20 protein-coding genes are annotated in these 25,371 nt (G+C 71.1%); 14 read left to right on the top strand and 6 right to left on the bottom strand.

Features of this window, described 5'->3' with window-relative positions:
• The first annotated feature begins 78 nt into the window (after nucleotides 1-78).
• The 7 genes from AB0I81_RS01835 to AB0I81_RS01805 all read left to right on the top strand — a co-directional run bounded on the left by AB0I81_RS01835 (nucleotide 79) and on the right by AB0I81_RS01805 (nucleotide 8,363).
• Nucleotides 79-1,041: a hypothetical protein gene (locus AB0I81_RS01835; RefSeq protein ID WP_360648217.1), complete on the top strand. Its 963-nt coding sequence runs from the start codon at nucleotides 79-81 to the stop codon at nucleotides 1,039-1,041.
• Between the two features lie 294 nt (nucleotides 1,042-1,335).
• Nucleotides 1,336-1,500 (top strand): hypothetical protein, encoded by a 165-nt coding sequence (locus AB0I81_RS01830; RefSeq protein ID WP_360648214.1) that lies wholly within the window; start codon nucleotides 1,336-1,338, stop codon nucleotides 1,498-1,500.
• Between the two features lie 84 nt (nucleotides 1,501-1,584).
• The gene (locus tag AB0I81_RS01825) at nucleotides 1,585-4,173 is read left to right on the top strand and encodes a hypothetical protein (protein ID WP_360648211.1); all 2,589 of its coding nucleotides are present in this window, start codon (nucleotides 1,585-1,587) and stop codon (nucleotides 4,171-4,173) included.
• The gene (locus AB0I81_RS01820; RefSeq protein WP_360648208.1) at nucleotides 4,166-5,125 is read left to right on the top strand and encodes a lantibiotic dehydratase C-terminal domain-containing protein; all 960 of its coding nucleotides are present in this window, start codon (nucleotides 4,166-4,168) and stop codon (nucleotides 5,123-5,125) included. Before AB0I81_RS01825 ends, AB0I81_RS01820 begins: the two co-directional genes overlap by 8 nt.
• A 13-nt stretch (nucleotides 5,126-5,138) precedes the next feature.
• Entirely contained in the window at nucleotides 5,139-6,239 is a 1,101-nt protein-coding gene (locus AB0I81_RS01815) for a thiopeptide maturation pyridine synthase (RefSeq protein ID WP_360648205.1), read from the top strand.
• A 188-nt stretch (nucleotides 6,240-6,427) separates the two neighbouring features.
• Nucleotides 6,428-7,693: an amidohydrolase family protein gene (locus AB0I81_RS01810; protein ID WP_360648202.1), complete on the top strand. Its 1,266-nt coding sequence runs from the start codon at nucleotides 6,428-6,430 to the stop codon at nucleotides 7,691-7,693.
• Nucleotides 7,694-7,799: 106 nt separating this feature from the next.
• Nucleotides 7,800-8,363, top strand: coding sequence for a GNAT family N-acetyltransferase (locus AB0I81_RS01805; protein ID WP_360648199.1), 564 nt, complete (start codon nucleotides 7,800-7,802; stop codon nucleotides 8,361-8,363).
• A gap of 64 nt (nucleotides 8,364-8,427) precedes the next feature.
• On the opposite strand, the gene AB0I81_RS01800 is transcribed toward AB0I81_RS01805, so the two are convergent.
• Nucleotides 8,428-9,687, bottom strand: coding sequence for an arginine deiminase (locus AB0I81_RS01800; RefSeq protein WP_360648196.1), 1,260 nt, complete (start codon nucleotides 9,685-9,687; stop codon nucleotides 8,428-8,430).
• Nucleotides 9,688-9,711: 24 nt separating this feature from the next.
• Nucleotides 9,712-11,157: a basic amino acid/polyamine antiporter gene (locus AB0I81_RS01795; RefSeq protein WP_360648193.1), complete on the bottom strand. Its 1,446-nt coding sequence runs from the start codon at nucleotides 11,155-11,157 to the stop codon at nucleotides 9,712-9,714.
• Nucleotides 11,158-11,405: 248 nt separating this feature from the next.
• Between AB0I81_RS01795 and AB0I81_RS01790 the strand changes: the two genes are divergently transcribed.
• Nucleotides 11,406-12,134 (top strand): carbonic anhydrase, encoded by a 729-nt coding sequence (locus AB0I81_RS01790; RefSeq protein ID WP_360648190.1) that lies wholly within the window; start codon nucleotides 11,406-11,408, stop codon nucleotides 12,132-12,134.
• 113 nt (nucleotides 12,135-12,247) lie between these two features.
• Nucleotides 12,248-13,045 carry a class I SAM-dependent methyltransferase gene (locus tag AB0I81_RS01785; protein WP_360648187.1) on the top strand — a complete coding sequence of 266 codons (798 nt, stop codon included), beginning with the start codon at nucleotides 12,248-12,250 and terminating at the stop codon, nucleotides 13,043-13,045.
• A gap of 40 nt (nucleotides 13,046-13,085) precedes the next feature.
• Here the strand turns inward: AB0I81_RS01785 and AB0I81_RS01780 are convergent, their stop codons facing one another.
• The 4 genes from AB0I81_RS01780 to AB0I81_RS01765 form a co-directional block, all read right to left on the bottom strand.
• Nucleotides 13,086-14,291 carry a hypothetical protein gene (locus AB0I81_RS01780; RefSeq protein ID WP_360648184.1) on the bottom strand — a complete coding sequence of 402 codons (1,206 nt, stop codon included), beginning with the start codon at nucleotides 14,289-14,291 and terminating at the stop codon, nucleotides 13,086-13,088.
• Between the two features lie 145 nt (nucleotides 14,292-14,436).
• On the bottom strand, nucleotides 14,437-15,372 hold the full coding sequence (locus AB0I81_RS01775) for a LysR family transcriptional regulator (protein ID WP_360648182.1): 936 nt from the start codon (nucleotides 15,370-15,372) through the stop codon (nucleotides 14,437-14,439).
• Nucleotides 15,373-15,597: 225 nt separating this feature from the next.
• Nucleotides 15,598-16,584, bottom strand: a complete 987-nt coding sequence (locus AB0I81_RS01770; RefSeq protein WP_360648179.1) for an alpha/beta hydrolase family protein — start codon at nucleotides 16,582-16,584, stop codon at nucleotides 15,598-15,600.
• A 50-nt stretch (nucleotides 16,585-16,634) separates the two neighbouring features.
• Nucleotides 16,635-17,309, bottom strand: a complete 675-nt coding sequence (locus AB0I81_RS01765) for a tetratricopeptide repeat protein (RefSeq protein WP_360648176.1) — start codon at nucleotides 17,307-17,309, stop codon at nucleotides 16,635-16,637.
• Nucleotides 17,310-17,453: 144 nt separating this feature from the next.
• On the opposite strand from AB0I81_RS01765, the gene AB0I81_RS01760 reads away from it, so the two are divergent.
• The 5 genes from AB0I81_RS01760 (at nucleotide 17,454) to AB0I81_RS01740 (ending at nucleotide 25,327) form a co-directional block, all read left to right on the top strand.
• Nucleotides 17,454-21,554, top strand: a complete 4,101-nt coding sequence (locus AB0I81_RS01760) for a helix-turn-helix domain-containing protein (RefSeq protein ID WP_360648173.1) — start codon at nucleotides 17,454-17,456, stop codon at nucleotides 21,552-21,554.
• Nucleotides 21,555-21,653: 99 nt separating this feature from the next.
• Nucleotides 21,654-21,782, top strand: coding sequence for a hypothetical protein (locus tag AB0I81_RS01755; protein ID WP_360648170.1), 129 nt, complete (start codon nucleotides 21,654-21,656; stop codon nucleotides 21,780-21,782).
• 64 nt (nucleotides 21,783-21,846) lie between these two features.
• A complete protein-coding gene (locus AB0I81_RS01750) occupies nucleotides 21,847-22,908 on the top strand; it encodes a SagB/ThcOx family dehydrogenase (protein ID WP_360648167.1) in 1,062 nt (353 codons plus the stop codon).
• A complete protein-coding gene (locus AB0I81_RS01745) occupies nucleotides 22,905-24,032 on the top strand; it encodes a YcaO-like family protein (RefSeq protein WP_360648164.1) in 1,128 nt (375 codons plus the stop codon). The genes AB0I81_RS01750 and AB0I81_RS01745 overlap by 4 nt, the downstream gene beginning before the upstream one ends.
• Nucleotides 24,032-25,327: a TfuA domain-containing protein gene (locus AB0I81_RS01740; RefSeq protein WP_360648161.1), complete on the top strand. Its 1,296-nt coding sequence runs from the start codon at nucleotides 24,032-24,034 to the stop codon at nucleotides 25,325-25,327. Before AB0I81_RS01745 ends, AB0I81_RS01740 begins: the two co-directional genes overlap by 1 nt.
• Nucleotides 25,328-25,371 lie beyond the last annotated feature (44 nt).

Raw genomic sequence — 25,371 nt, 5'->3', positions numbered from 1 at the left:
CATTAGCACCTTGACGTGGCGATCCACCTGGGGTGAGCGTGTGAGATCGCACCACGACGCAGCGTGAAGGAGTCGAACATGAACATTCGACGTCGGACCGTGTTACTGGGCGCGGCGGCGGGCATGGCCGCGGGTTTGGGTCCCGGACCGGCCGCGAGCGCGGCCGCGGGTCCTGCCGGAATGCCGACCTACCGGTACGTACGCGACGCGCTGGCCAAACCGCTCAGCCACAACCCCACGGGGGAGTTCATCTTCCCCTGCATCAGAGGCATGTACGACAAGCTCGCCAACCCCAGGGCGCGCTACTACCTCTACTACGCCCCGCACGAGAACCCGGGCGGCATCTGCGTGGCCTTCGCCGACTCCCTGGAGGGCCCCTTCGACGACTACTCGGCCAACCCCATCATCGACAACCGCCTGCCGACCACCACGGTCTCGCACGTGTCCTCACCCCACGTGACCTGGGACGCCGCCACCCGGCAGTTCTTCTGCTACTTCCACGGCGAGAACTTCACCACGCGCGTGGCCCGCTCCGCCGACGGCGTCCGCTTCACCGACGAGACCCCGATCCTGAGCACCCGCCTGGTGCCCGGCACCTCGGAGACCTCCTACGCGCGGGTCTTCGAGCACCGGCTGCCCGGCCGGAACAACAAGTACGTGATGATCTTCATGGGGGTCCGCAACGGCCGCCGCATCTTCTACGGCTGGTCGCCCAACGGCTGGGACGGCTGGCAGTTCAGCGCGACCCCGCTGGTGAACCCCGAACCCGACGGCGTGACCGACATTTCCGGCGCCACCCTCGTCAAGCGCAACGGGACCACGTACGTGGCCTATCACGGCAACGACGGCCGGATGCGGATCACCGAGGTGGGCGACGCGTTCGACAGGGAGACGCACCTCGGCGTCTTCCACTCCCCGATCGCCTCGGACAACGGCAGGGTGGCGGCGCCGTCGTTCGGTACCCAGAACGGTGTGGAGTACATGTTCTACGAGGCAGGCCCGCGGCTCAAGGCGCGCATCTGCATCGCCCGCGCGGTCTGATCACCTGCTGTGGCGGATCGCCGCGCGTACGGCGGTGTAGATGACGACCCAGAGCACTGCCAGAGGGATGAGGAACATGAAGACGAGTTCGAACCAACCGATACCAGGCATGTCCGGAACTTAGGACACCGCGGTTGGAAAACGCTTGACGATCACTTGCGGGTGCCGCCGAATTCAGTCGGCGGTGCAGTCATCTGACGCAAGCCGGACCACCCGACGCGGACACACACTGCCGTCATGGACAAGTGCCGCGGGAATCACCCCGCGGCGTCCCCATCGGAAACTGGAGGAGAGATGGCAGTCCGCGAAACCCCCCTCGATCTGGACCTGAGCTCTCTGGACGTCATGACCGTGGCGCTCCCCGCCTCTGAAGTGCTCGTCGAGGCCGTCGCCATGGGCCTGGGCAACACCGAGATCGGCGCCTCGGGATGCACCTCAGGAAAGAGCTGGCTCGTTTAGGCAGCCACCGTCTGAGTGCCGGCGCGCGGTACGGCTCCGGCACTCAGCCCGATTTCTGGCATCTGAAGACCAGGGGCGAACCTCATGGTGGTCCTCCAGCAGTCGTGCTCACCCTTCTCCCCCGCCACCCCTTCCGTGGACGACGCCGTGGTGGTCAGGATCGCGGCTCTGCCCGTGACGGCCCTCGACGAGCTGAGATGCGCCGGAACCTGGCACGCGGTCCAGACGATCATCGAGGAGCAGGACGCGGTCACGGCCGAGGGCCGCGATCTCGCGCTCGCCCTTGAACCCCTCATCGGCGCCGCCGGACCAGGAGAGGTGAAGTGCCGGCTGGTCGCGCTGCGCAGGGCGTTGTACAACGCCCGGCCCCGGCCCGTGGCGGCGCGGCCGGCCGGTCTGCTGGGCGCCGAACTCGACGGGCGCCTGCGGGCATGGCTGGACCGGTCGCGCCGGTGCGACCGGCTGCTGGCGGAGTTGCCCGCCCTGCTGGCGGAGGAACGCCGGGTCAGGCGCGAGAACCTGCGCCGGTGGGCCGCGACCGACGCCTTCGCCCACGGACTGGTCCAGGCGAGCCCGGCACTGTCGGCGGCGCTGCGGCAGTGGCTGGACTCACCTCCGGGCACCGCCCCCACGCGGCAGGTCGAACTGCGCCTGAGCCGCTATCTGGCGCGCGTGGTGGCCAAGACCAGCCCGCACTCCACCTTCACGATGACCGGCCTCGGGTACTGGGGCCCTGGCCCCGAGCCGGTCGTCCGGCAGGGGCGCTGGACGTGGCGTACCGCAGTCGAACCCAACCTGTGGTTGCTGCGCCGGCTGCTCGGCGACCTGGCCGAGGCGGACGGCGGCCTGAGGGACCTGTTCTCCGTCCAGCCCAACGCGAGCCTGACGCAGGACGGGGACCGCCTGTGGTATCTGAGCCGCACCGAGGACGAGTACAGGAGCGTACGCGCCGCCGAGCCCGTCCTTGTGCTCCTGCGGGAACTGAACGGCGGCGAGCCCCACAGCCTGGCCGACGTGGGCCGGCTCGTGGCCGGCGACCCGGCGCGGGCCGGCGCGCTCCTGGCCCGGTTGGCGGATCTCGACCTGATCGAGGTGCATCCGCCGTCCGCCGACCAGTCGCGCTCCCACCTGCGCGAGCTGGCGGAGAAGCTGGCCACGCACCCGGCCGGCGCGGTGCTGGCCGAGATCGAACGGGCCCTGGCCCGCTATCCCGGCGTGTCCGGCCTGGCCGCCAGGCTCGGCGTGCACCGGCAGGTGCGCGCGGCTCTGGACCAGCTGCACCGTCCCGTGCCGCACCCCGGCATGCCCCGGCTGCCCGGCAAGAACCTGTTCCACGACAACGCGGTCTTCAGCTCGCCCACGACCTACCTGGGCAGGCGGGCCTGGCGCGCCGCCATCGGCGACCTGCACGTGATCCGCGAGTTCCTCGGCCTCTTCCAGCGCGACACCGAGATCCGGCTGCTCGCGGCGCACGTCTTCCGCGACGCGTTCGGCACGGGCGCGCAGGTGCCGTTCGGCCGCTTCCACCGGACCCTCGCGCACCTGCTGGAGGATCGCGCGGAGGGGAGTCCCGCCGACGAGTTGCACGCCCTGCTGTACCGGGGCAGGGCGACGGGGCCTGGCGCGGTCGCCGAGGTGCGGGAACTGCGGCGGTACCGGGAGGACGTCCTGGCCATGGTGCGGGCGTGGCCGGTCTCGCCCGACGGGTCGATCAGGCTGGATCCGGCCATGTTGCCGCGGGCCGCGACGCCCGTACGATCGCTGGCCTGCTACGTCCAGCCCCTGAACGACGACGGGCCCGTGCGGCTGGTGCTCAACAGTGTGGCGGCGGGGCACGGCGCGGCGCGCGGCCGGGTCCGCCGGCTGCTGGACGTCGCGGGCCTGCCCGTCGAGGACGCGCAACGGGAACGGGCCGAGGCCGGTGGGATTCCGGCTGAAATAGCGGGATTTTTCGGTCACAACGTGAACCTGCGGGCGGACACGACCGCGTACGAGATCGACTACCCGGGCGTGTTGTCGAACCGCCCGGCCGCGTACCGCCTCGCGCTGCGGGACCTGGCCGTCCGCCCCGATCCCGCGACCGGGCTGCTGGAGCTGGTACGCGCCGCCGACGGCGGCCGGGTCAGACCCCGGCACACCGGGATGATCGCCGCCCCCTTCCTGCCGCGCACGGCGCGGCTGCTGTTCCACCTGTTCGGCGACCAGCCCAGCGTCGCCGTGCCCACCTGGGCGCTCTTCGCCGAGCCGCCACGGCGCACGTCCGAGGCCGTCACCCGCGCGCCCCGGGTGACGGTGGGCCACGTGGTCGTGGCCCGCGCCGCCTGGTACGCGGCGGCGCGATCGGTTCCCCGGCGCGCCCCCGGCGCCTCGGAGGCCGGTCATCTGCTCGACCTGGCACGCTGGTTCGCCGCGCACGGCATCCCGCCGCGCTGCTTCGTGTTCTCCCTGGACCCGGGGACGTGGGGCGAGGACCCGTGGCGCACCGCCCGGCTGGCCAAGCCGACCTATCTGGACCTGGCCGACCCCGCGCTGGTCGCGTTGCTCGACCGTCAGCTCGACGACTGCGGGGCCTGCGTGGTGTTCCAGGAGTGCCTTCCCGACCTGCCCGCGGCCGCCGCGTTCGACGGCGGCCGGCACGTCATGGAGTACGTGGTGGAGCTGCGCGATGGCTGAGTGGATCTCGCTGCACGCCTTCCACCGGGGCGGCACCGACCGTCTGATCGCGCAGGCGGTCGGCGGGCTGGTGCGCTCGCTCGACGCCGACGGCCTGCTCGCCCGCTGGTTCTTCCTGCGCTACTGGGAGGGCGGCCCGCACCTGCGGCTGCGCCTGCTGCCCGCCGCCCGCGCCGGGGAGGTCGAGCAGCGCGCCAGGGCCGCGCTGGAGCGGCATCTGAGCGCCCACCCGTCGCGGGTGCCGTGGGATCCGGCGCGGTACGCCGCCGCCGCCGAGAGCTTCGCGGCGGCCGAGGACCTCTCCGGTTACGACCGGCGGCTGCGCGGCCACGACGTGGTGGAGGCCGTCGCGTACCGGCCCGAGCACCGCGTGTTCGGCGGGCCCGAGGTCACCGGCGCCGCCGAGCGGCACTTCGGCGACTCCAGCCGTATCGCGCTGGCCCTGCTCGAACGCGGGGAGGAACGCGGGCGCAGGCTCGGCTTCGCCGCCGCCGCGCTGATGCTCGCCCTGGCGCTCTGGGAACCGGACCCCGCCCGCCTCGGCCGCGCCCTCGAAACGAGCCGGGACCGGTGGGACCCGCCGGCGACCCGCGCGGGGCGGGCCGGGCTCCTCGACGGGCAGCGCCCGGCGTCGAACGCCCAGGTCCTGCGCTGCCTGCGCATCGCGACCGGCCTGGAACGCCCCGAGCCGCGCGACCCGGTGGGCGCGTGGTGGCGCTCGATGGTCGCCCTGCACGAGCGCGTCCTGACCTGCCGGGCGGCCGGGCGCTTCCATCCCGAGCCGGCCGACTCCTCCTTCCACCCGCCCGGCGCCTCCCGGGCGCACGGCGACGTCCTGATCCTGCTCGTGCGCTGCGTGCACCTGCTGTGCAACCGGCTCGGTCTCACCGGGCCGGAGGAGGCGCACCTGCGCTACCTGATCGGCACCACCCTCATCGAACTGACGGCGTGAAAGGGAGCACCTCATGCGCGGCATCACCGAACTTCCCTGGCACAGCATCCAGGTGCGCTACTACCAGGACGACAAGGACGGGCTCATCCTCGACGCCGTACGTCCGCTCCTGGCCGAGCTCGGCGGGCGCGTACGGGAGCCGTACTTCGTCCGGCACTGGCGACGCGGCCCGCACCTGCGGCTCAACCTGCGCGCGGGCACGGACGCCTGGGAGCAGGAGGTCCTGCCGCTGGCCACCGAACGCCTGGAGGGCTACCTGCGCGAACATCCCTCCAGCGCCTCCCTGGACGCGGCGGCCCTGGAGCAGGCGCACCACAAGCTGGCCGTCAGGGAGAGCGACCACGGCCCGCTGCGCCCCTGGTATCCGGACAACACCCTCCAGACCGAACCGTACGAGGAGCGGCTGCATGTCCTCGGCAACCGCCGGCTCATGGACCTGCTCAACTCCTTCCACGCCGAGAGCACCCGGATGGCCTTCGACACGCTGGCCGCCATCCGCCGCGGCGAGCTCACACTGTTCCAGCTCAGCCTGGACCTGATGATCGCGTTCGCGCACACGAGCGTCCCGCCGATCTCGCGCGGGTACATGTCCTACCGCTCGCACGCGGACGCCTTCTGCTCCTACTGCGAGGACCGCGACGGCGTCCGGGCCGGCTTCGAGGCCAAGTACCGCCAGCACGCCGGGCCACTCCGCGCGCTGGTACGCCGCCGGGTCGCCGAGGTGGACGACGGGCGGGCGCCGGCGCACGTGCGCGACTGGCTCGCCTACATCGAGCGCAGGAAGGCGATCGCGGCCCCGCTCCTCGCGAGCGGCGAGATCGACCTGGAAGCCGCCGCGCCCGAGCCCGAGATGCGGCAGCTCCACAAGATCGACTTCCATGAGATCCTGCTGGCCACCGGCCGCTACAAGAGCGAGGTGCTCGGCTCGCAGTGGTTCCTCGGTCACCGGCTCGCCATCAACATGCTCTACGCCCACCTGGCCAGGCTCGGTCTGGCCCCGCTCCAGCGCTACCTGTTCTGCCACCTGCTCGCCTGCGCGGTGGAGGAGGAGTACGGCGTGTCCCCCGTGGACAGGGCCCTGGCCTGGGCACGGGAGACACAGGTCTCGGCCTAGCCCGCCACGGAGGGCGTCGCGGGGGTCGCGGTGAAGGGAGGCGTCGATGCGCGACACTGAGCTCGGCGGGCTCGTCGGGGAACGGACGACGACCTCACCCTCGTACGGGCCTGAGCCGACTTTGGTAGCCCCGATCGGCTACGAAGGTCGCTGTCACGCGGCGCCCCGCCCTGCATAAGCTCGGGATCATGAATCGCGGAGCCTCACGCCGTCATGTGCTGTCCCTGGCCGGTGTCGCGGCCATCGCTTCCGTCGGGGCCGGCGTTCCGGCGCCGGTGGTCATCCGCGACGTGCGGATCTTCGACGGGGAGCGGGTGCGGGGCCGCGGCTCCGTGCTCATGCAGGACGGGCGGATCGCCGCCGTCGGTGAGGTGCCGTCGTCCGCACGCCACCAGGTGTACGACGGCGGCGGCCGGACCCTGCTGCCCGGCCTGATCGACTGCCATGTGCACTCCTTCGAGGGCAGCCGGGCCGACGCGCTGCGCTTCGGCGTCACTACCGAGCTGGACATGTTCAACGACCCGTCCCTCCTGCCCGAGGCCCGCCGGCAGCGCCGTTCGACCGCCGCGACCCGCCAGGCGGACCTGTGGTCGGCCGGGGTCGGCGTCACCGTTCCCGGCGGCCACCCGCTCCGGCCCGAATGGGACTTCCCCCGGGTGGAGTCCGGCACCGACATCGAGAGGTTCGTCGCCGACCGGATCGCCGAGGGCTCCGACTACGTGAAGGTGATCCTGGAGAACGGCGGGCCGCCGCCCAGGCCCGCGCTGCCCACGCTGACGCCCGGCCAGGTCCGGCGGACGATCGCGGCCGCTCACCGGCACCGCCGCCGCGCCGTGGTGCACGCCGAGAAGCTCGGCCTCGCGCTGAGTGCCGTACGCGCCGGCGCCGACGGTCTCGTGCACGCCTTCTGGGACACCGTGGCCGGGGCCGCCGAGATCGCCGGGATCCGCCGGGCCGGCGCGTTCGTCGTACCGACGCTCTCGGTCGTGGACTGGGGGATCGGCGCGAAAGAGCTCCTGGCCGACGGCAGGGTCACGCCCTGGCTCAGCCCGACGCAGCAGTACCTGCTCCGGCAGGAGCCGCAGGACCGGCCGGGCAGGCCCGACTTCCTGGGGATCGGCTCGGCCAACGTCGGCCTGCTGCACGCGGCCGGCGTGCCGGTGCTGGCCGGCACCGACACGCCCATCCGGGCCAACGCCAACGGCGTCAGCATGCTGGCCGAGGTCGCCCACCTGGTCAGGGCCGGGCTCGGCCCGCCCGCGGCCCTGGCCGCCGCGACCTCGGCGCCCGCCCGCGCCTTCGGCCTCACCGACCGGGGCCGCATCGCCCCCGGCCTGCGCGCCGACCTGGTGCTGGTGGACGGCGACCCCACCACCGACATCACCGACCTGCGCGCCATCAAGGCCATCTGGAAGAACGGCCACCTGGTGGACCGGACACCTCCGGAGGAGTAGACACCGGCACCCGGGGGGGAAGAAGAGCCACCTGGTGGACCGGACGCCCCGGACGAGTAGACACCGAGCGCCCGGCTTTCCGCGACTCGCTCGGTAAGATCGTCCGATGTTGCGGCCTGACTTCCCCCTCGAAACTGCCCGCTTGCTGCTCCGGCCCTTCACGGAGAACGACTTCGACGCCCTGTACGACCTCCAGTCCCGGCCCGAGGTGACCCGCTACCTGCTGTTCGACACTCGCGACCAGGGCCAGGTGCGGCAGGCGTTGCAGGATCGCATCCGGTCGGCGGCGCTGGAGGCCGAGGGCGACAACCTGGGCCTGGCCGTGGTGCTGCGCGCGACCGGCGAGGTGATCGGCGAGGTGGTGCTCTTCTGGCGGAGCCGGGAACATCGCCAGGGCGAGATCGGCTACATCTTCCACCCCGGCCACGGCGGGAAGGGATACGCGACGGAGGCGAGCGAGGAGATGCTGCGCCTGGGCTTCGAGGAGCTCGGGCTGCACCGCATCGTCGGGCGTCTCAACGCGCGCAACACCGCCTCCGCGCGCGTGTTGCAGAGGCTCGGGATGCGCCGCGAGGCCGAGCTGATCCACAGCCAGCTGCTGAAGGGCGAATGGGCGGACGAGGTCGTCTACGCGATGCTCGAAGACGAATGGCGGGCGCGCGAATTGTGACGTGAACGGCCGGCGGTTGTCCTCACCGGGACGTGTGCCCCACCGAAGGCGTGACCGGGCGCGTTCAGACGGGGTCGCGCTGGATGGGGCAGGTCATGCAGTGGGTGCCGCCCCGGCCCTTGCCCAGCTCGAACCCCTCGATCTCGATGACCTCCACGCCGTGCTCGCGCAGCTTGCGGTTGGTGAACTGGTTCTTGTGGTAGCCGACGACCACGCCGGGGGACAGCGCGAAGAAGTTGTTGCCGGAGTCCCACTGCTCGCGCGCCCGCTGGTAGTCGTCGCCGCCGGTCGGCACGATGTCCAGGCCGCCAAGGCGCAGGGCGTCGGTCAGCGCCGCGAGCAGGCTCGGGTCGGTGCGCACGTCCAGGGTGCCGCTCCGGTCGCCGGGGCGCAGGCTGTAGGCGGTGGCCGCGTCGAGGAACGGCGGGTACGCGCTGGCCTTGTCGGCGTCCAGGAAGGTGAACACGGTGTCCAGGTGCATGTACGAGCGGGCCTTGGGCACCTCGATGGCGATGACGCGCTCGGCGGCCCCGGCGGCGAACAACGACAGGGCCAGGTGCTCGATGGTGCGCGGGTTGGTGCGCTCGCTGATGCCGATGGCCACCGTGGCGTGGCCGATGGGCATCATGTCGCCGCCCTCCATGGCGGCGTTGCCGAACGACTCCTCGTTGAAGCGCTCGTCCTGACCGGCGTAGGGATACCAGTAGGTGAGGCCGGCGTCGGCGAACATCGGATGGTGGTGGTAGACGGTGGACTGGTTCATCGTCTCCAGCAGGCGGGCGTGGTAGTACATCGGGTTCAGCGACAGGCCGCCGTACAACCACGCGGCCGGGTCGCGCTGGTAGAGGGAGTTGGGCAGCGGCGGCAGGATGAACTCGCGCGGATGGCGGGCGGCGGCCACGAGCGAGCCGCGATCCAGGCCGGCCGGCCCGAACTCCTCCTTGGTGAGCCCGCCGATCAGGTGGCGGGCCAGCCTCTCGCCGCTCCACCCGGCCAGGGTCTCCCGTACGGTGTCGACCAGGGCGGGGCCCACGGTCAGGTGGGTGACGGCCTGCTCGATGGCCTGCCGCTTGGCCTCGGGGCCGCTGTCCAGGGCCTGGGCCAGCAGTTCGGAGTGGTAGTACACCTCGACGCCGCGCTCGCGCATCACCTGGACGAAGGCGTCGTGCTCGCGCTGCGCGTGCTCCACCCACAGGATGTCGTCGAACAGCAGGTAGTCGTTGTTGGACGGGGTGAGCCTGCGCAGGCTGAGATCGGGGCGGTGCACGATGACCTTGCGCAGCCTGCCCACCTCCGAATGCACGCCGTACGGCATCTCGGTCATGTGCCTTCTTCCTTTCCGTCGCGGCTAGATGGTGAGCCAGCCGGCGACCAGGCCCGCGATGCCGGTGACGGCCCCGATGACGACCACGGCGAACAGGGCCAGTTCGGGCGGGGTGAAGGCGCGCCTGCCGAGTTCGCGCCGGGTGACGACGAACAGGACCGTGCCGGGGGCGTAGATCACGCACGACAGCAGCAGGAGCTTCAGCCCCGCCGCGACGATCATGAAGAGGGTGTAGAGGGTGGCCAGGGCCGCGATCGTCAGGTCCCGGTTCCGGCCGTGCGGCCTGGTCTCGTAGGTCTCGCCGGACAGGGCCAGCCGGAGCGCGTACCCGGCCGCCAGCAGGTACGGGATCAGCGACAACGAGCTGGTCAGCTCCAGGGTGAAGGTGAAGGCGTCGTCGGAGAACAGCGTGGTGATCAGGATCACGGTGATCAGCAGGCTGGTCAGGGTCAGGGCCGCCTCCGGGGTGCCGCGCCGGTTCTCGCGGGCCAGGAAGGCCGGCATGTCGCGGTCCTTGGCGGCCACGAACAGCACCTCTGCCGCCATCAGCGTCCAGGCCAGGTACGCGCCCAGCACCGACACGATCAGCCCGGCGCCGATGAGCACCGCCCCCCATGTGCCCACCACCGACTCCAGCACCCCGCCCATGGACGGCTGCCGCAGCCCGGCCACCCGGTCCTTGGGCAGCGCCCCGTACGACAGCAGGGTCACCGAGGCGAACAGCGCCAGCACCGCCAGGAAGCCCAGCACGGTGGCCCGGCCGACGTCGGCGCGCCTGCGCGCGTAACGGGAGTAGACGCTGGCCCCCTCCACCCCCAGGAACACGAAAACCGTCACCAGCATGGTGGACCTGACCTGGTCGAACAGCGACCCGGCCGTGTGGCCCGCACCGCCCCACAGGTTCGCGCCGAACACCCCGGCGCGCAGCGTCACGGCCAGGATCACGACGAACAGCAGGATCGGCACCAGCTTGGCGACCGTGACGATCTTGTTGATCGTGGCCGCCTCCCGCACGCCGCGCAGGATCATGAAGTGGAAGGCCCACACCCCGACGGCCGACACGCACACCGCCACGATCGTGGCGCCCTCGCCGAGCGCGGGCACGACCGCGCCGAGCGTGGAGGCGATCAGCACCCAGTACGACACATTGCCCACGCAGGCGCTGGCCCAGTAGCCGAAGGCGGAGAAGAAGCCGAGGTAGTCCCCGAACCCGGCCTTGGCGTAGGCGTACACCCCGGCGTCCAGGTACGGCTTGCGCACCGCCAGCGTCTGGAACACCAGGGCCAGCATCAGCATGCCCGCGCCGGCGATCAGCCAGGCGACGACCGCGCCGTACACGCCGGTGGCCTGGGCGAAGTTCCTCGGCAGGGAGAACACGCCGGCGCCGACCATCGACCCGATCACCATCGCGGTCAGGGTCGGCAGCGACATCGTGCGCGCGGTCTCGGCGTGCGTGCTGGTCTGGGTCATCGCACGCCCGGCTCCGCTGCTGTCCCGCCGTCCTGTCGCATGCCAGGCGACGTACCCGGTCATTCGTGACGGGAGTGTCCGCGGCGGGTCAAGTTACTTCCGCGAGGTCATGCTCGCGGGGGCGGAGCGGACGCGGTCCGGGCGGGAGTTGGCCGATCACTTAATGTTACGTTAACCTAACGTTCCGCAATCATGGGCCCGGCCCCGGGCGGCTCATTCGCCGTGTCGGCACGACCACTTGGAGACACATGAGCATTCGAGCCGACGGCCCCGGGCGGCGAACGCTGCTCGCCGCAACCGCGTCCCTGACGGTCGCCTCCCTGGCCGGCGCCTCGTCGGGCGAGCCACGCGAAGCGAGGCCCGCGAAAGCGTCACCCACCACGCCGAAGGCCGCCTACACCCGGCTGATGGAGGGCAACGGGCGCTGGACGGCCAACGCGCTGCGCCATCCGGACCGCGACCCCACCCGCCGGCAACTCCTGGCCGCCGGCCAGCGGCCCTACGGGGCGGTGCTGGCCTGCATCGACTCCCGCGTGCCGCCCGAGCTGGTCTTCGACACCGGCCTGGGGGATCTGTACGTGATGCGCAGCGGCGGGACGGCCGTGGGGCCCGTGATCACCGGCTCCGTCGAGTACGGGCCGATGACCAGCGGCACCCCGCTGATCGTCGTCCTCGGTCACCAGCGGTGCGGTGCGGTCGCCGCCGCGTACAGGGCCCTGGCGGCGGGCGAGTCGCTGCCGGGCAACCTCCAGGCGATCACGGAGGCGCTGCGGCCGGCCTACGAACAGGCCGTACGGGAAGGCCACGCCGACCGTGCGGAGACGATGGCCAAGGCCCAGGTGAAGCTGACCGCCGACGCCCTGCGCGGCAACCGGGACCTCGCGCCGCTGGTGGCCAAGGGGAGGCTGGCCGTGGTCAGCGCGTACTACTCGCTGGACACCGGCGAGGTCGAGATACTCAACGGCGCACCCGCCTGAGCACGGCCATTCGCCGGGCGGCAGCGGCGGACCACCGGCCGCGACCCGTTCATGGTGCCGCCGAGACGACCGACCGGTTTCCGTCGTGGGATGGCGACCGTCACAATCGGATCATGCCTCGTGATCTCCCGCTGCGGGCCACCTTCGACGCGGCGGCCTCCTTCTATCAGGACGCCCGCCCCGACTATCCGGCCGAGCTGTACTCCGACCTGCTCGCGATCACCGGGATCAGCCCACCCGCGCACCTGCTCGAAGTCGGCTGCGGCCCGGGGAAGGCCACGCTGCCCCTGGCGCGGATGGGCTTCCGGATCACCGCCGTCGAACTCGGCGCGGCCCTGGCGGCGCAGGCCCGGCACCGCCTCGCCGACTTCCCTGGAACGTCCGTGATCACGTCGCCTTTCGAGGAGTGGGAGCCGCCGGCAGAGGCACGCTTCGACCTCGTCTATGCGGCCACCGCCTGGAAGTGGGTGGATCCGGCGGCCAAGTACGCGAAGGCGGCCCGGCTGCTCCCGCAGGGCGGCCACCTGGCCGTGTGGAACGCCGACCACGCCTTCCCCGCGGGCTTCGACCCGTTCTTCACCGACATCCAGCGGGTCTATGACGAGATCGGCGAAGGCGACGGCAGCTCGTGGCCGCCGCCGCTGCCCGAGGACACGCCCGACCCCATCGCCGCCGAGTTCGAGGATTCCGGGCTTTTCACGGTGGCCGGGACGAAGCTCTACGTGTGGGCCCTGCGCTACACCGCCGACGAATACCTCGCGCTGCTGGACTCGTTCTCCGGTCACATCGCCATGGAGCCGGCCAGGCGCGAGCACCTCTACCGGGAGGTGCGCCGCCGCCTCGCCGCACGCCCCGACGGACGGCTCACCCGGCACTGGTCGGTCGTCCTCACCGTTGGCCGGCGCCTCTGACGCGGCGGCCGCCGGGGCGGGCCGGGCGCCGCCGCCAGGGTCAGCCGAGCCTCACCCGGCCGAGGAAGTCGGTGATCAGCTCATCGCAGGTGTTGTAGTACTGGGCGATCACGCGGTACTTGATCCCCGGGGTCAGGAACGTCGGGGCGTACCGGTTGGTGTCGTTCAGTACGGTGTTCGCGGCGGCCAGGGGCTGAGGGCTGAAGAACCGCGCGCCCTCCTCGGACAGGAAGAGGTAGGTGATCTGGCTGCGGGGCCGCAGCTTGTCGCCGAAGGCGGCCAGGAACTCGCCGCCGCTGACGGTGAGCGTCTCGTCGGCCTTCTCGACGCCGATGAAGGCGCTCGCGCCGGTGAGCTTGCCCTTCCTGTCCGACGCCCGCAGGAGCCTGACGTAGGCGCGGGTGTTGCAGATCTGCTCCTGGGGAGCCGCCCAGGGCCCCAGGTCACGCCGCCACCAGTCGTTGCGGTCCCAGCGGTCCTCGCGGTATCGGCAGTCGCGGTTGGTCCGGCTCTTACGGTCCTTGCAGCCGCGATCCGCGCGGTTGTCCGAATCCCAGCGGTCGTTGCGGCCCCTGGAATCGTTCCGGCTCCTGGAGTCGTTGTCCCGCGAGCCCAGGGCTGACGGCTGGTCCGGCTGCTCCTGGGCCTGCGGCTGTCCGGAACGGGGCTGCCCGGGGCGGGACTGTGACTGAGGCTGGGACTGCGGCTGGCCGGGGCGGGACGGGGACTGGGGCTGGGACTGGGGTTGCCCGGCGCGGGGCCGGGCCTGGCCGTTCCCGCCTCCTCTGATCAGGCCGGCCAGGCGTTCCGCCGCGGCCGTCGTCACGATGCCCCCGGCCCGCTTCAACTCCTGTTCGAGCCAGTCCTGGAGGGTCATGTTGGCCGGCGGGGCCGGGTTCGGCGGACGGGGCTGCGGGTTGGTGCCGCCCGGGTTCTGCTGAGGAACCCTGCTCCCGCCATTCTGAGAATTGCCCAAGTCCGGCAGACCCGGCGGAATGCCCGGAAGGTCCCTGCCGGGGTTGGGCAAGGGGATCGGAAGGGGGATGGGATTGGGCAGGGGAATGGGGTTGGGAATGGGGAAGCCGCCCGAGCCGCCGCCGCCCGGCAGGAACCCGGAACCCGGGTCGAAGGGGCCGAACGGGCCGGAGGCCGCCGCGGCGGCCGTACCCGTGGTGAGCGCGCCCGCGACGACCGCGCCGGTTGCCAGGCAGGCCACCACCCGGCGCAGTTTCGAAGGTGATCGCACGATGCTCTCCTATCGCATCGGAAAGTCCGTGCTCCCTGGTTAAGACGTCGTTCGATGACCAGCCAGACGGTGGCGTTGACCACCGCCGCCCGCCGTTGACCCGCGGGCGGGACCACGACGCCGGTCATCGCGGGCGCGGCCGCGTTCAGCGTGCGACCACCCAGCTCGGCGCCCAGGTCACGGTGGCGTCCGGGCTGGTCGCGGTGGCGGAGAGGTACGCGCGGAGGGTGGCCAGCGCCGGGTGGGGGTTGTCGCGGTGCCACAGGAGCGAGTGTGGGTAGACGGGCGTCGGGTCGGTCACCGGGATGCGGCGCAAGCCGTGGCCGGCGGGCCAGACCAGGCGGGTGTGCTCGCTCATGAAGGTGGCCAGCGCCGGGGTGTCGGCGATGGTGTCGAGCAGCGCGTCGGAGCCGAAGTTGGGGCCGGTCGCCTCGATGGTGAGGCCGAACTCGGCGACGAGGTCGTCGTAGTAGGCGGCCCACTCGGTGCCGGGGACGATGCCCGGCATCCAGATCCGGTGCCCGGCGAGCTGCGCCACGGTCACCGACCGGGCGGCGGCCAGCGCGTGGGCGGGCCCGGTGAGGAGCTGGAGCGGCTCGTCGAGCACCCGGACGGACTCGATGTCCTCGGGCAGCGGCCGGCCGGGCACGGCGACGGCGCGGAAGGTGGCGTCGATCGCACCGGACCGGACGGCGGCGACGGCCGTCTCGATGTCGAACAGCATCACCACGTCCAGCTCGATCTCGGGGTGCGCGCGGTGGAAGCCGCGCATCAGGCCCGAGGCCGCGCTGCGGGAGGCGATCATGTCGACGCGCAGCGGACGTCTGCCGGGGACCACGGACGCGACCGCGCGCTCGGCGACGCGCAGCAACTCGCGCGCGTGCGGCAGGAACGCCTGCCCGTCGATGGTGAGCCGGGTGCCGCGCGCCGTACGGGTGAACAGCCGCACGGCGAGGTGCTTCTCCAGCCCGGCGATGCGCTTGGAGACGGCCTGCTGGGTGATCGACAGCTCCGCGGCGGCGTCCTGGAACTGGCCGGTGTCCACGACGGCGACGAACGTGCGTACAGCAGCGAGATCCATACCGGCCGACCCTAGGGCACAACCATCGGTTGTACGGATCCGGCCCGCCGGTTGTCCGACCGGCTTCACGCCGCACGCTCTGATTTCTCCAATCAACGGACGGTTGTTCTTCGGCGTCGTGAAGTCCACCCACGGCGCGCTCATTCAGAGTGCCGGAAACAAGCGGTCCCGCCTGTCACGCGGACAAGCGGGATTCGCGGTTTCCATGCGTACAACGGCGGGAGGTCAGGGGGCGAGCAGGAAGTCGATCGAGCGTTCGAGCTCACCCTGCCAGTTGGGCCAGTCGTGACGGTGGAAGGGCTTGAAGTTCACCCGGACCGGGATGCCCAGCTCGCCCAGCTTGCTGGTGAACTGCGCGGCCATGCCGTACACGGACTGCTCCACCACGTCCACCAGCAGTGGGTTGCCCGTCCCTGACGGGTCCGTGCCCGCCTGGCCGTCGCCGGTGGCGATGTAGAGCCGGGTCCCGCGCAGCGCCTGGATGGAGTGTTTGGGGTTGTACCGGTTCCAGTGCTCGCCGCCGACCGGGCCGTAGATCTGCTCGACGGTGACGCCGCACGCCAGCGCGCCGCTCTGGATCGCGGTCATCGAGGGCAGGCCGGGCCGTCCCGGATAGTCGTTGTCGAGCGCTCCGCTGAAGGAGGCGGCGGCCCTGAACCTGCCGGGGAAGCGCGCGGCGTACCCGATGGCTCCGCCGCCGCCCATCGACAGGCCCGCGATGGCCTGCAGGTCGTCGGCGCGGTACGCGTTCTTCAGCAGGTCGTAGAGCACGCCCATGTGGAAGGACTCCCACTTGCGCGGCGCGATGCCCGGGTCCTTCCAGTCCATGTAGCCCGAGCAGGGGCCGCTGTCGGGCATGACCACCAGGACTTCGCGGTCGCCGACGATCTCGCGAACGCGGCCGCGCACGGCCCAGTCGGTGTAGGCGCCCCCGCCGCCGTGCAGCAGCCAGAGCACCGGCCAACGGCGCGTCGAGGTCTTGCGGTAACCATCCGGCAGGAGTAATCGCACCTTGCCGGGGACGTTGATCAGGTCCGAGGTGATCGTGAGGTCGAGGATCCGCTCCTCGATCACTGTCTCGATCACTGTCTCGATCACCGTCTCGGTGACCGATGAGGCGGTCCGTGGTGCGGACGAGCCGGCCTGGGCCGGGGTGGCGAAGGCCAGCAGCAGGGTCAGCGCCGCCAGCAGGCGGGTAACAGGGATCGACATGATCTATCCTCGCTCCGTACGGATTACGGTTCAAGAGCCCGCGTGCCTGCTCACGGGCCCTCGCCGGCAGCGGGTCGGGGGTGGCGGGCAGTCTCGTCGCGGCCGAGTGCCGACAGGACGGCGTCGAGGCCGCCCAGCGAGCGGGCCAGACCGGCGCGGTGCCGCTCGGGGGAGGCCGCGGCCAGGTCGCGGCGGATGGTGACCGCCTCCACCACCAGGGGCAGCGCTTCGGCGGGCAGCCCGCGTTCGGTCAGGGTCACGCCGAGATCGGCGAGCACCTCGGCGAAATCGGCCAGGTAGGGGTCGGGCATGGCCGCCGCCAGCCGCCGGTAGATGGCGATCGCCTCCCGTTCGGCGCTCAGGGCTTCGTCCGGCCGGTCCAGCGCCGCCAGGGTCGTCCCGAGGTTGATGAGAGCGTCGGCGAGGTCGGGCAGGTGGGGCTCGGGTGAGGCGGCGGCCAGGGAGCGGTGGATGGCGACGGCTTCCTGCTCGGCGTGCAACGCCTCGCCGGGCCGGCCGAGCTCGGAGAGCGTCACGCCGAGACTGGTCAGGCAGGTGGCTAACTCGGCCAGGTAGAGGCCGGGGGTGGCCGCGGTCAGCCGCCGGTAGATGGCGATCGCCTCCCGTTCGGCGCTCAGGGCGTCGAGCGCGCGGTCCCACTCCCCGAGATGCACCCGTTCCATGAGAGATCGGGCCCGCTCGCTGTCATGTGGAACCTTCGCCACGGCTCACCCCCCCATCGGCGCCAGGTGGCGGCGGGTGTGCCCGGCCGCCCTTGTCGGCACCAGGTTGGCGAAGACAGGATTGTTCGGCATCCCCGGCCAGGGGGCGAACAATGTTTCTTCACCGAACGGAGTCCTGCAACGGTGGTGGGCCGTCGTGAAAGCCCGGTGGACCCGGCAGCGGGACCCGTACAACGTTTCGCCTTCGAGTTACGCAAACTGCGCCAGGAGGCGGGCGGCCTCACCTACCGGGCGATGGCCGGGCGCGCCGGTTATTCGGTGACCACGCTGTCGCAGGCGGCGGCGGGGGAGCGGCTGGCTTCACTGCCCGTCGTCCGCGCCTTCGCGGAGGCGTGCGGCGCGGACGTCTCGGAATGGGAGCGCCGCTGGCGGCGGGCCGCTCAGGAACTGGCCCGCGAGATGGCGGAGCAGGACGCCGCCACCGAGCCGTACCCCGGCCTGGCCTCCTACGACACGCACGACCACGGGCGTTTCTTCGGACGGGACCGGCTCGTCGGCGAACTGCGAGAGTTGCTTGAACGTCATCGTTTCGCCGCGGTGTTCGGCCCTTCCGGCAGCGGCAAGTCGTCGTTGTTGCGGGCGGGGCTCGTACCCGCGGAAGGACGGGCCCGGGTCATCACTCCGGGCGAGCACCCGATGAGGCACGCCGGCGGCCTGCTCCCCGACGGCACGCTGATCGTGGTCGACCAGTTCGAGGAGGTGTTCACGCTCTGCGGGGACCCGCACGAGCGCGCACGGTTCATCGAACTGCTGCTGGACGCGCGGCAGCCGCGGAGCCGGATGAGAGTGGTCGTAGCGGTGCGCGCCGACTTCTACGGGCGCTGCGCGGAGCACCGCGGGCTCACCGAGGCCCTCCGTGAGGCGAACCTGCTGGTGGGGCCGATGAGCCAGGATGAGCTCAGGGAGGCGATCGTCCGGCCGGCCATGGCCGGGGGCCTGACCGTGGAGCGGGCGCTGACGGCCGCGATCATCGCCGATGTCGCCGATGAGCCGGGGGCGCTGCCGCTGATGTCGCACGCGCTGCGGGAGGTGTGGCGCCGCCGTACCGGGAAGATGCTGACCCTGGACGCGTACGAGAGCGCCGGCCGAGTCCACGGGGCGATCAGCCGGACCGCCGAGGAGTTGTACGCCGGCCTGTCGCCCACGCAGGCGCGCGTCGCCCGGCGCATCCTGCTCAGGCTGATCAGCCCGGGTGAGCAGGCCCAGGACACCCGCCGCCCCGCCGCCCGCGCGGAGCTGGACCCCACCGCCCGAGCGGGGCTGGACCCCACCGCCCGAGCGGGGCTGGAGCCCGGTGCCCGAGCGGGGCTGGAGCCCGGTGCCCGAGCGGGGCTGGAGCCCGGCGAGCGCGCGGAGCTGGACTTCGGCGAGGAGGCGGACACCGCGCTGGTCATCGAGAAGCTGGCCGGAGCCAGGCTCCTCACGCTGCACCAGGACACGGTGGAGCTGGCGCACGAGGCCCTGATCGAGTCGTGGCCGCGCCTGCGCGGCTGGGTGGACGAAGGGCGCGATCGCCTGCGCGCCCACCGGCGGCTGACCGACACGGCCGAGGCGTGGCAGGCGCAGGGCAGGGACGCCGGGCTCCTCTACCGGGGCACCCGCCTGGCCGTCGCCGAGAAGTTGTTCGCCGAACCGGGCGACGACCTCACACCTCTGGAACGCGCCTTCCTGCGGGCCGGCGCGGCACTGGCCCGGCGCACCTTACGCACGCGCGTCGCCGTCTGCGCCGCTCTGGCGGTCCTGCTGGTCGCCTCCATGGTCGCGGCCGGAGCCGCCATCCGGCAGGCCGGCCTGGCCGACGAGCGGCTGAGGGAGGCGACGGCCCGGCTGGTCGCCAGGCGCGCGGCCGTCCTGCGGACGAGCGACCCGAAGCTGGCCCGCCGGCTGAGCGCCGCGGCCTGGCGGATCGCCCCGGTCTCCGAGGCCAGGAGCGAACTGATCGACTCGATGGCGCTGCCCCTGGTGGACGTGGTCACCGCCCCGTACGGCGCGGCCGACCTGCTGGACGGGCTCAGCGTGGACGGCACCAGGCTGGCCGTCCACGTGCCGGGGGCGGGGGCCGGGCCGAGTTCCCTGCGCGTGTTCGACCTGGTCAGGAGGAAGGAGGTGGCGAGCGCCAGATGGACGGGGCGGCAGGTCACGGAAGTGGTGTGGAGTCCTGACGGCCGTACGCTGGCGGTGAACGACGGCGCCAACGCGCAGTTGTGGAGCCTCGGCGCAGGAGGTCTGACGGACCTCGGCGTCGCCTTCTCCAACCTGGACCCGTCGGAATTCAGCCCGGACGGGCGCTTTCTCCTCGGGGTCCGCGACGGGATGAACGGGGCCTGGAGCGTCACGGACCGGACCCGCCTGCTCGACAAGCCGGTCAGCGCCATCAGCCCGGACGGACGGCTGGCCCTGGTCATCCCGGCGCGGGCCACTGCCTCGGCCAGCACCCCGCCGTCCTCGGGCGGCAGGACAAGCCCTGGTCGGGGAGCGGAACGTGCGGGGCACGGGGCGGACCGTGCGGAACGAGCGGGGCGCGGGGTGGAGCGTGCGGGGCGTGGGGTGGAGCGTGCGGGGCGGGCGGGGCGTGGGGTGGAGCGCCCAGGGCGTGGGGCGGAGCTCTGGGACCTTGAGAAGCGCGAGCGGGTGCGGGCGCCCTGGCTGCCGGCGACCGCCACGGGCGGCGCATTCGGCCCGGACGGGAAGAAGCTGGCCGTCCTGACCCCCGACGGTGTCCGGCTGTGGGAGATCTCCTCGGGCGACGAGGCAACCCGGCAACCGCTGCTCCCGCCTGTGGGAGACGTGACGTTCACCCCCGACGGCCGGTTCCTGGCCGGGATGCTGGACGGGGGATGGGCGTTCCTGTGGCGGGTGGACGACGGCAGCGTGCTACTGAGCTCCTCGGCCCTGCCCGGCGTCAGGAGCACCCGGCCCCGCATCTCGCCGGACGCCCGCTCCCTGCGGGTGACCGGCCAGTACGGCACGGTGAACGTCCTGGACATCTCCCCGTTCACGCACCCCGTCGTGCTCGCCCCGGGCAGCGACAAGCGCGTGTTCAGCCCCGACGGCCGCTTCCTGGCGACGGCGGATCACCAGAAGGGCAGGCCGGAGGTGCGCATCTGGGACGTCGCCACGCGCGAACCCGTGACCGTCCCCGCCGAGCACCTCCGGAAGGACGTCAAGCACCTCCGGGAGAATGTCGAGGACCTCCCGGCGGACATCGGAGACCTCCCGGCGGACATCGGAGACGTCCGGGAGAACATCGGAGACGTCCGGGAGAACATCGGAGACGTCCGGGAGAACATCGGAGACGTCCGGGAGAACATCGGAGACGTCCGGGAGAACATCGAGGACCTCCGGGAGGACACGGCGTACTCGCCGGTGTTCAGCCCCGACGGGCGCACGCTGGCGCTCAGCCATCCCGCCTCCCCGGTGGTGTCCCTGTGGGACAGCACGAGCGGCCGCGCCCTCGGCGCACTGCGCGTCCGGAGCCGGGGAGCCGTCGGAGCCCTGCCCGTGACCTTCTCACCCGACGGCAGGACGATCGCGGTCGTACCTCTCGGCGCGAAGCCGGATGACGGGCAGTTGCCCGACGGCCTGCAGCTGGACGACCTGGAGCTGTGGGACGTGCCCGCAAGGAGATGGATCCGCACGGTGTCCGGTGCCGGCGCCGCGACGCTGATCTTCGAGCCGGACGGCCGCCGTTTGCTGGTGGACGGATCCAGCCGGGGCCGATCCCTGGTGGACACAGCCACCGGAGATATGCGCGAGCACTCCTCCGACCCCCGCGCCGAGGGGAAGATCCGCTTCGTCGGGGGCAAGGCCGCGGTCGGCGACAGGGACGGGCGGGTGGCGTTCTGGGACACGAGGTTGCGCACGCTGCTGGCCGCGCCGCAGACCGTGCACCTGGGGCCGATCGACGCCCTCGTCCCCGACGCGCAGGGCGGGCTGCTCGCCTCCGTCTCCAGCGCGGGCGAGTTCGGTATCCAGCTGTGGGACTCGCGGGGATACCAGCGGATCGGCTCGTCGATCAGCTTCCACACCGGATCCGCACCCGCCGTCGCCTTCAACGGCACGGCTCTGCTCATCTCATCGGCCGACGGATCCCTGCGCGAGATCACCGTCGACCCCGGCACCGCCACCGCCGCGATCTGCGGACGGGACGGCGGCCTGTCGCCCGCCGAGTGGCGGCGGCACATCCCGGAATTGTCCTATCAGCAGACCTGCGATATTTCCGAATAAATGCGCTTATCTCGGTTCGCCATTAATTGAATTGACGGTCCTTCCGGCCTCTTGATAAATTGCGAAAGGCAAGCAAGATGATCGTGGGAAGGATTCAGAATGCCCAGCCAGATCGTTTTCCCCACCGACGAGGACCTCGCTTTCGAGGCCAGGACCGACGGCTACGCCCAGACGGAGAAGGGTCTCGACTCCTACAGTCCCAACTGGAAGAGCTTCGAAATTCAGTAGCCTGAAAGCCTGTTGGGGCGGCAGTCGGCCCCCGCCGCTCCAACGCCTCGACAGAGGACTGACGATGTATCGCACTTCAATCTGCGGCATCCTTTACGTGGACGACGGATATCTCGTCTGGGACGATTATCTGAGTCATCGGCAAGTCGCTCTGGCCAGTGGCACGGAAACGTTTCTGGCGGCCTTCAGGCACCCAACGGAAATAGCGCAGGCACTCGCCGGGCACAACGACCCCAAGGACCGTGAGCGCGCCGAGCGCATCATCCGGGCACTCATCGGCGCGGAGATCCTCGTCGAACTGGGCTCCGCCCGCGACACCCAGGAAAGGCGAATGAGCGCGGCGTGGGCCCCTTGGTCGCCCATCGCCAGGGCCTTCCACTACTCGACCCAGTTCCTCGACTCGAACCTGTTCCTGTCCGAGGCCGAGCAGGACGAGCAGCTCCAGTGCAAGCTGGAGGCCGAGCCTCCGCCGCCGGCGTTCAAGAAGCACGCGAACGCGCTGGACAGCATCCCGCTGGCAGGAGGCGTCCCACCTGCCGGCACGCTCGTCGAGCGCGACCTGCTGACGCTGCTGCACACCCGGCGCAGCGTGCGTTCCTACTCCGGGGACGACATCCCGCGTGACAAGCTGGCGGCCCTCCTGTCGATCACGGCGTCGCCGATCAGGAGCAGCGAGCTCAGCCAGACGACGCTCAAGACGAGCCCGTCCGGCGGCGGCAGGCATCCGACCGAGCTCTACGTCTACGCCCGCAGGGTGGCCGGCGTCCCGGCGGGGCTCTACCACTACGACGCCAGGAACCGGCTGCTCGACCGGCTGACCCCACCTCTCGCCGACGACCTGCTGGTACGGGTGTGCGCGGACCAGACGTGGACCCGCGACGCGTCCGCGTACATCTTCTTCACCAGCGTGTTCGCCCGGAACAAATGGAAATACAAGATTTCCCGCTCCTACCGCATCCTGCACTACGACGTGGGGCACCTGAGCCAGACGGTCTATCTCCTCACGGCGGCGATGGGGCTTTCCTGCACGTTCACCGCGGCGCTGCGCGACGAAACCCTTTCCCGGCTCCTCGAACTGGACGACGCCGCGGAACTCGTCATGGGATGCGCGGTGCTGGGCACATGAGCCACGGGCAGCGGAAGGCGGTGCGAGCCGGCACGCATCGGACCGTCCCGCCCGAGGAAACGCTGAGCCGGGTCGCTCCGCATCTGCCGCGCATCGGCATCACCCGAATAGCCGACATCACCGGGCTCGACCATATCGGCATACCGGTGTGGCAGGCCTGCAGACCCATGTCCAGGAGCCTTTCCGTGTCGCAGGGAAAGGGCCTCACCGACGCCTTGGCCAAGGCGTCGGCGGTGATGGAGTCCATCGAACTCTGGCACGCGGAGAGCGCCGGGGCGAACGTGCGCAGGGACAGCGCGGAAGGTCTCGGATCGGAGCTCTCCTACGATCCCGGGCGGCTTCCTCTCGCGTACGGCAGCCTGTTGACCGAGAGAACGCGCCTTGACTGGGTTCCCGCGAAATCCGTCCTTGATGACGGCCCTCGATGGTTGCCGTACGAGGCCGTCCGTCTCGACGGCACCGTGGGAGAGCGCTGGACGGTTCCCCTCTTCCGCCCGTCCACGAACGGGCTGGCCGGCGGCAACACCCTCGACGAGGCTCTGCTGCACGGGCTGCTGGAAGTGATGGAGCGCGACGTGCTGGCGTCGGCCGGCGAACGCGTGCCGATCCTTCCCGAGTCCGTCGGCGGTTATCCGGGAGAGCTGGTGGCGCGCTTTCATGACGCCGGCGTCAACCTCCGCATCGAGGACATCGGCAACGCCTATCGCCTGCCGTGCTTCAAGGTGCTGATCCTGAGCCACGACTTCCCGGTCGTCTTCCGCGGCTCCGGCTGCCACGTGGACAGTGACGTCGCACTGAGCCGGGCGCTCACCGAGGCGGCCCAATCCCGCCTCACCGCGATAGCCGGCGCCAGGGACGATCTGTCCGCCTCGATCTACACGTCGGCGAGAATCTCCCACGCCGGCATCGAGGCGAGAGCCACCCGATGGGCGGCAGCCGCGAAAACGCCCTACCGGCGCCGGGACGACGGCGGCACCCGTATCAGTGAGGACGTCGAATCCGTCGCGACCCGCCTGCTCACCCGGACGCGTTCAGAGCCCCTCTATGTCGACCACACGCGCCCCGACCTGGGCATTCCGGTGGTCCACGTCGTCGTCCCCGGCACGGCACGCGGGGAACACTAGTGCGCCGTTTCCTCTTCGTCGGCCCGAGCCTCCCCGATGCCCGGAAGTATTCCGGCGAGGAGGACATCCGGATCCTGCCACCCGTCAGAGCGGGAGACCTGCCGGCGCTCGCACCACGGCCCGGCGACGTCATCGGAATCATCGACGGGCTGTTCCACCAGGTCAGGTCGGTCCAGCACAAGGAGATCCTCTTCGCGCTGCAGTGCGGGGCCGCCGTGCTCGGCGCGGCCAGCATGGGCGCGCTCCGGGCCGCGGAACTGGCCGCGTTCGGAATGCGCGGCGTCGGGCGCGTCTTCGCCGATTTCGCCTCCGGCCGGCTGACCGCGGACGACGAGGTCGCGGTCGTGCACACCGGCCGCGAGCACGGATTCAAGAGCCTCACGTTCCCGCTCGTGTCCCTGCGGTACACCCTGGAGCGCCTGGTCGAGCTGGAAAGAATCCCGCCACGAGAGGCCGAACGGCTGATCCGGGACATGCGAGCCCTCCATTACACGGACCGCACCTTCAACCGCCTCCGCGAAACACCGTATGGCCTGGAATGCGCATGGGTGGACGCGAAGAAGGACGATGCCATCAGCCTGATCGATGAAATGTGCCAGAAAAGGGATATCCCTCGGGAGTCCCGCGATGTTCCGAACACGATCTATCTGCACGCCTGGCGACTGGGTCAGGAAATCAACGGGCACGCACTCCGGATATATCAGCTTTTCGGCGACGGCTACGAAGAACTCCATACGCGGCTCGTACGGGATGCGATAAAGGATGAATGCGCATCCCGCTGTGGGCCGGACGCCGCCACCGCATTCCCCGATCCGATCCTCAACCACGCCCACCACGAAGGCTTTCTCGCGCCGGACGACCCCGCGCTTCCACCCCGCCTGCACCCATGGCTCACCTCGGCCGAGCGCTCCGCCGACCCGCCCCTCACGCTCCTCAGGAAGGCGGTGACCAGGGCGTTCCGCCTGCTGCCCGACGTCACCCCGGACGCCGAGGCCGGTCGGCGGCTACGGTCCCTGGGGCTCGAAGCGCGGGCGCTCGAAGTGCACGAACTGGCCACCACGATGAACCTGAACGCGGAATCCCGGCTCCCAGGTTTCTCCGTCGAAGCCATCCCTGACGATCGCTTGGCACAATTGGCGGGCAACCTCTACGGTGTCCGCCCGGACGAGCTGGAAACAGCCGCTAGAATGCGAGGAATTTCCGGCGCCGACGTCCTGATCGCCGCACTGCGGCCCTACTACTTGCTGGCGAAATACAATCCGGAAAAAGTGGTGCTCCCGCTGGACATTTCCTGACGACCCGGAGGTATCCCTGATCTCGGCATACGCACGCGCATGGC

It is taken from the genome of Nonomuraea sp. NPDC050404 (assembly GCF_040655495.1).
Taxonomy (GTDB): domain Bacteria; phylum Actinomycetota; class Actinomycetes; order Streptosporangiales; family Streptosporangiaceae; genus Nonomuraea.
Note: the sequence above shows the minus strand (reverse complement) of the source record. Positions and strands in the feature narration are given on the sequence as shown.

Bases quoted from the DNA above. Each gene is read 5' to 3' on its own strand.
- AB0I81_RS01835 (WP_360648217.1), top strand. From the start codon at position 79: ATGAACATTCGACGTCGGACCGTGTTACTGGGCGCGGCGGCGGGCATG.
- AB0I81_RS01830 (WP_360648214.1), top strand. From the start codon at position 1,336: ATGGCAGTCCGCGAAACCCCCCTCGATCTGGACCTGAGCTCTCTGGAC.
- AB0I81_RS01825 (WP_360648211.1), top strand. From the start codon at position 1,585: ATGGTGGTCCTCCAGCAGTCGTGCTCACCCTTCTCCCCCGCCACCCCT.
- AB0I81_RS01820 (WP_360648208.1), top strand. From the start codon at position 4,166: ATGGCTGAGTGGATCTCGCTGCACGCCTTCCACCGGGGCGGCACCGAC.
- AB0I81_RS01815 (WP_360648205.1), top strand. From the start codon at position 5,139: ATGCGCGGCATCACCGAACTTCCCTGGCACAGCATCCAGGTGCGCTAC.
- AB0I81_RS01810 (WP_360648202.1), top strand. From the start codon at position 6,428: ATGAATCGCGGAGCCTCACGCCGTCATGTGCTGTCCCTGGCCGGTGTC.
- AB0I81_RS01805 (WP_360648199.1), top strand. From the start codon at position 7,800: ATGTTGCGGCCTGACTTCCCCCTCGAAACTGCCCGCTTGCTGCTCCGG.
- AB0I81_RS01800 (WP_360648196.1), bottom strand. From the start codon at position 9,687: ATGACCGAGATGCCGTACGGCGTGCATTCGGAGGTGGGCAGGCTGCGC.
- AB0I81_RS01795 (WP_360648193.1), bottom strand. From the start codon at position 11,157: ATGACCCAGACCAGCACGCACGCCGAGACCGCGCGCACGATGTCGCTG.
- AB0I81_RS01790 (WP_360648190.1), top strand. From the start codon at position 11,406: ATGAGCATTCGAGCCGACGGCCCCGGGCGGCGAACGCTGCTCGCCGCA.
- AB0I81_RS01785 (WP_360648187.1), top strand. From the start codon at position 12,248: ATGCCTCGTGATCTCCCGCTGCGGGCCACCTTCGACGCGGCGGCCTCC.
- AB0I81_RS01775 (WP_360648182.1), bottom strand. From the start codon at position 15,372: ATGGATCTCGCTGCTGTACGCACGTTCGTCGCCGTCGTGGACACCGGC.
- AB0I81_RS01770 (WP_360648179.1), bottom strand. From the start codon at position 16,584: ATGTCGATCCCTGTTACCCGCCTGCTGGCGGCGCTGACCCTGCTGCTG.
- AB0I81_RS01755 (WP_360648170.1), top strand. From the start codon at position 21,654: ATGCCCAGCCAGATCGTTTTCCCCACCGACGAGGACCTCGCTTTCGAG.
- AB0I81_RS01750 (WP_360648167.1), top strand. From the start codon at position 21,847: ATGTATCGCACTTCAATCTGCGGCATCCTTTACGTGGACGACGGATAT.
- AB0I81_RS01745 (WP_360648164.1), top strand. From the start codon at position 22,905: ATGAGCCACGGGCAGCGGAAGGCGGTGCGAGCCGGCACGCATCGGACC.